The sequence below is a fragment of the Nonomuraea sp. NPDC059023 genome (assembly GCF_042740095.1).
In the GTDB taxonomy this organism is placed as follows: domain Bacteria; phylum Actinomycetota; class Actinomycetes; order Streptosporangiales; family Streptosporangiaceae; genus Nonomuraea.
Window position 1 is genome coordinate 1 of sequence record NZ_JBHYIO010000113.1, and the last position, 3780, is coordinate 3780.

At 67.3% G+C, this 3780-nt stretch carries 10 protein-coding genes; all 10 read left to right on the forward strand.

From position 1 onward, the window contains the following. Positions 1 to 701: helix-turn-helix domain-containing protein (locus ACFWYW_RS59055; protein WP_379628177.1), on the forward strand; the 701-nt coding region annotated here is incomplete at its 5' end. Between the two features lie 91 nt (positions 702 to 792). Then, positions 793 to 1023, forward strand: a complete 231-nt coding sequence (locus tag ACFWYW_RS59060) for a hypothetical protein (RefSeq protein ID WP_379628175.1) — start codon at positions 793 to 795, stop codon at positions 1021 to 1023. 3 nt (positions 1024 to 1026) lie between these two features. Continuing rightward, positions 1027 to 1392, forward strand: coding sequence for a hypothetical protein (locus ACFWYW_RS59065; RefSeq protein ID WP_379628173.1), 366 nt, complete (start codon positions 1027 to 1029; stop codon positions 1390 to 1392). A gap of 1 nt (position 1393) precedes the next feature. After that, positions 1394 to 1624 carry a hypothetical protein gene (locus ACFWYW_RS59070; protein ID WP_379628171.1) on the forward strand — a complete coding sequence of 77 codons (231 nt, stop codon included), beginning with the start codon at positions 1394 to 1396 and terminating at the stop codon, positions 1622 to 1624. 13 nt (positions 1625 to 1637) lie between these two features. Further along, positions 1638 to 1892, forward strand: a complete 255-nt coding sequence (locus ACFWYW_RS59075; protein WP_379628169.1) for a hypothetical protein — start codon at positions 1638 to 1640, stop codon at positions 1890 to 1892. Positions 1893 to 1894: 2 nt separating this feature from the next. Then, a complete protein-coding gene (locus tag ACFWYW_RS59080; protein WP_379628167.1) occupies positions 1895 to 2140 on the forward strand; it encodes a hypothetical protein in 246 nt (81 codons plus the stop codon). After that, entirely contained in the window at positions 2127 to 2555 is a 429-nt protein-coding gene (locus ACFWYW_RS59085) for a DUF4326 domain-containing protein (protein WP_379628165.1), read from the forward strand. The genes ACFWYW_RS59080 and ACFWYW_RS59085 overlap by 14 nt, the downstream gene beginning before the upstream one ends. Further along, complete coding sequence (locus ACFWYW_RS59090; protein WP_379628163.1) at positions 2488 to 3033, forward strand: SLOG family protein; 546 nt, start codon at positions 2488 to 2490, stop codon at positions 3031 to 3033. Before ACFWYW_RS59085 ends, ACFWYW_RS59090 begins: the two co-directional genes overlap by 68 nt. After that, positions 3026 to 3334 carry a hypothetical protein gene (locus ACFWYW_RS59095; protein WP_379628161.1) on the forward strand — a complete coding sequence of 103 codons (309 nt, stop codon included), beginning with the start codon at positions 3026 to 3028 and terminating at the stop codon, positions 3332 to 3334. Before ACFWYW_RS59090 ends, ACFWYW_RS59095 begins: the two co-directional genes overlap by 8 nt. Then, positions 3327 to 3659, forward strand: coding sequence for a hypothetical protein (locus ACFWYW_RS59100; RefSeq protein ID WP_379628159.1), 333 nt, complete (start codon positions 3327 to 3329; stop codon positions 3657 to 3659). The genes ACFWYW_RS59095 and ACFWYW_RS59100 overlap by 8 nt, the downstream gene beginning before the upstream one ends. Positions 3660 to 3780 lie beyond the last annotated feature (121 nt).

The following is a 3780-nucleotide window of genomic DNA, read 5'->3' on the forward strand; positions in this document are numbered from 1 at the left end:
CCCACGAAGGCGACTACAGCCGCGCAGCCGAGGCGATGGGCGTCACCCGAGCAAACCTCTCAGCCCACCTCGGCACAGCCCGAATCCGCATCCTGAAGCTATGGCATCAAGGAGAGGTACCTTCCCGCCCTTGGTTTGAGGCTCGACCGGGCGCCGGCAACACGGCTGTCCAGGCGATCAGAGCGCGCCAGACGAACGGGTCGCCGCAGCGCCTACCGGTTCATGGCCGGGAGCGGTACTACAAGCACCGGTGCCGCTGCCAGACATGCCGGGCCGCCGCCCGCGCCGACACGGTCCAAGCGAACGATCGACGCCGCGAACGGCTCGGCCGTAAGGCCCGCAACCGGCTGACCGTCTCCCAGCTCGCCCAGGTTCGAGAACAGATCGCCTCAGGCGCATCTCAATCGCAGCTTGCGCGCCAGTACGGGGTCCACCAGACCTACATCTCCAACCTGCTCAGGGGGAAATCGAGACCCGCCCCTGACCTAACCCCCCTGAGGAGAACCGACGTGCAGCTCCCGACGCTCGAAGAGATGCGCCGCAACGCCTACAGGCTGCTCGGTGACGCCCAGCAGGAACTCGCCTCGGACTGGAGTGGCTCGGGGCCCACTGACGAGCAGGCCGACGCTCTCGGTGAGGCGCTAAGGGCCATCGCCAAGGCGAAGGTCGCCCTCGACAAGGTCGCCCGCGCGGCCCGCTGACCCCAGCCCTCTATCCCGGTATGGGCCGGGTCTCCGCGAGCGAGACGCGGGAGGGCACCAACACCACCCCCAAGCGATCAAGGAGGACGAGATGGCCGTAACCACAGACCTGACCGAGATGGATTTCGACGAGCTGCACAAGATCTATCTCGCCCACCCCAAGCTATGCCCGTGCCCGGAGTGCGAGGAGATGGACGAGCGCCTCGGCCGGATGTGCATCAGTTCCGGCTGCCGCAACCTCTCCACCGGGTCGGACTGGCGCTGTGATGAGCACAGCGACGCTGCCTCAGCCGAGGCTCTCGCCCTACCCGAAGAGGAGTGACCGATGCTGAACGTCAGGGTGGGCGACGAGGTGATCGTCTGTGAGCCGAATGGAAGGAACTCGCGTCACTGCGTGGCAACGGTGACTGCAGTGCGGCGCAAGCTGTTCACCGTCCAGGCGGACATCTCATGGTTGAGCGGCGACTACCGGCTCGACACCGGGCGGCAGAACGGCGGCAGCACGGTCGGCTACGGCCCGCCCTTCGTGAAGACCATGGCCCAGCACCAGCTGGACCGACGGATGAGCGACGCTCTCGCCGTTCTGTCCGCCCATCGCGTCACGCTCGATCGCGGCCACAAGCTCACCCTGGAGCAGGTCGAGGCCATTGCCGAGCTGGTCCGCCCCGCCGACTCTCCCGAGGAGGGCTGACATGGACAAGCCGCCCACGAACCGATGGAAGGTCACCGTCGGCTCCGAGAAGCCGAAGTCCTTCCGCAGCGAGACCAAGGCGTACGAGTTCGTCCGCGAACACCTGCCCTCCGGTGTCCGGATCGTGGTCCACAACTGGGAGCGCGGACGATGGGGCTTGTACGAGGCGTTCGAGGAGCGTTCGCCCGATGACACCCCTGGAGCGGCAGAACGCCGCATGGCCGACAACTGAGGAGGGCTGACCGATGCCGTTCTCCGCTGACGCCTCGTGCAAGGACCTTCTCGCCTACGTAGAGGCCAGCCCGGACTGGTCGCCAGCGTTCCCGCACACGGTGGGCGGCCTGTCGGACTGGCAGCACGCCACCGCGACCATGTCCAAATTCCAGGAGACCAGACCGCTTGAGGTGTCCATCCCCACAGATGCCTTCGCCGATGGCGCGCTCCGCGAGATGTACCGGCAGAGAGCGGTGGACGTCCTCAACCGCGCAGAGAAGGGCTGACCATGGCTGAGATCAACATCCCTAGCGGCCCGATCGACGTCGAGCCGGTGCACGCGATCACGTGCGACCCAGACGAGTCTGCACGCCGCGCGAACACAACGGCGCTACGGGCCGCGCTCGACGGGATACCGCTGGGCGACTGGGACCGCACGATCCTGGCCTGGTTGGCCGGCTGGGAGCCGTCCACGGTCGCGACGGTCTGCTCGCTGCTGCGCCGAGTCCGGGAGGCCCGCGATGGCCGTTGCTGAGACCCGAACCGCGAAGCGCATCCAGAGGAAGCGCGAGCGCGGCTGGCGGCTCCCAGAGGGTGCGGTCTGCGTGGACAGAAGCACCCGCTGGGGCAACCCTGTCCGCATCACGCCAGAGCGCAGCCAGCGCGACGGCAGACGCATGTACCGGGTGCACGGCAGCCCGATGGACATCAGCGGAGGGCCCGCCTACAACGACATGGAGACCGCCCGCTACTTCGCCGCGAAGTTCTTCGAATGGGACCTGCTGAACTGCCGCTACGGCGACGCCTACCCGTCCCTGGAGGAGATCCGACGGGAGTTGGTGGGCAAGGATCTCGCCTGCTGGTGCCCGGTCGTCGACGCACATGGTCGTCCTGCCCCATGCCACGCGAACGTCCTTCTGGAGATCGCGGACGGAGCCTACGTTGCCTGAGGAGACCCGCCCAGTCCGCCTTTTGATCACGGGAAGTCGGACGTGGAAGGACGAGGGCGCAGTGCGGAGCGCCATCGCCTGGGTGGTGTCCCGGCACGGCCCCGACAACGTGACGCTCGTCGAGGGCTGCGCGGAGGGTGCTGACGAGATCAGCGAACGGGTCGGCGCCCGGTGGGGCGGCGGCCTGATCGTGGAGCACCACCCGGCGGACTGGGACACCTGCCTGCCCGACTGCCCTCCCGACCACCGCAACACTCGCACGGACGGCACCACCTACTGCCCGGGAGCGGGACTCCGCCGAGATGACGAGATGGTCGCGCTGGGAGCCGACTACTGCGCCGCGTTCATTGACGCGTGCGTGAAGCCGTCCTGTCGCAAGCCCAAACCGCACGGCTCCCACGGGGCCACCCACACAGCAGACCAGGCCGAGAAGGCGGGCATCCCTGTCCGCCGCTACGGGCGGACGAGCCGTGGCTGAGATTGGCGACGGGTACCGGCTCCCATGCCACTGGTACGAGAACCCCGACCACCCAGGCGAACGATTCCTGATCCCCTGCTGTGACGAACGGGTGCAGGACTGGGACGCGGACTGCCGCTGCGAGCTGCCTGTGGACGAGCTGGTGCGGCTGCGCGACGAGGTGGCGGGGGCGAGAACCGACCGTGAATGGGCGATCCGGGAACTGCGAGCGATGGAGATCGTCATGGCTCGCCGCCCGGACTTCGGCGCTGTGATGAAGGAAGCACGCAAGGTCAGAGAGGAGATGTGGGGACATGGCTGACGTCCCAGAGGAGGCCGTACAGGCCGCAGCCGAGGCGATCGGCAGAGCGATGACCGAGGATGAGCGTTGCGATCTGATCGACCTTCTGCCGGACGGCATGGTTATTTGGGACGACGAGAGCGAACTTGACGCCTTCCCCTGGGGCCTCCGGCGATGGCTCGACGTCCTCGGTCACCGCAAGAAGCACACCGCCTGCTGTGAGGCGTGCGGCTGCGCCACCACCTGCATGGCGGGAGCATTTCATGACGCTCTGGTGTCGTCGGTGGTGCGCGAACTGGACAAGCTCGGCGCTCTCCGCCAGCCAGAGAGGATCACCAATGGTTGATGCCAGAGCCGCTGCGGTCATCCCCTACCGCAAGCGGATCCACAAGCTGGAGGCCCGCATCAAGGAGCTGGAGGCACTCCTCGTCGAACTCCACGACCCAAGCCCATGCGAGCACTTCGAC

Coding starts and splice junctions, on each gene's coding strand:
- ACFWYW_RS59065 (WP_379628173.1), top strand. CDS start 1,027: ATGCTGAACGTCAGGGTGGGCGACGAGGTGATCGTCTGTGAGCCGAAT.
- ACFWYW_RS59085 (WP_379628165.1), top strand. CDS start 2,127: ATGGCCGTTGCTGAGACCCGAACCGCGAAGCGCATCCAGAGGAAGCGC.
- ACFWYW_RS59060 (WP_379628175.1), top strand. CDS start 793: ATGGCCGTAACCACAGACCTGACCGAGATGGATTTCGACGAGCTGCAC.
- ACFWYW_RS59070 (WP_379628171.1), top strand. CDS start 1,394: ATGGACAAGCCGCCCACGAACCGATGGAAGGTCACCGTCGGCTCCGAG.
- ACFWYW_RS59075 (WP_379628169.1), top strand. CDS start 1,638: ATGCCGTTCTCCGCTGACGCCTCGTGCAAGGACCTTCTCGCCTACGTA.
- ACFWYW_RS59090 (WP_379628163.1), top strand. CDS start 2,488: ATGGTCGTCCTGCCCCATGCCACGCGAACGTCCTTCTGGAGATCGCGG.
- ACFWYW_RS59100 (WP_379628159.1), top strand. CDS start 3,327: ATGGCTGACGTCCCAGAGGAGGCCGTACAGGCCGCAGCCGAGGCGATC.
- ACFWYW_RS59080 (WP_379628167.1), top strand. CDS start 1,895: ATGGCTGAGATCAACATCCCTAGCGGCCCGATCGACGTCGAGCCGGTG.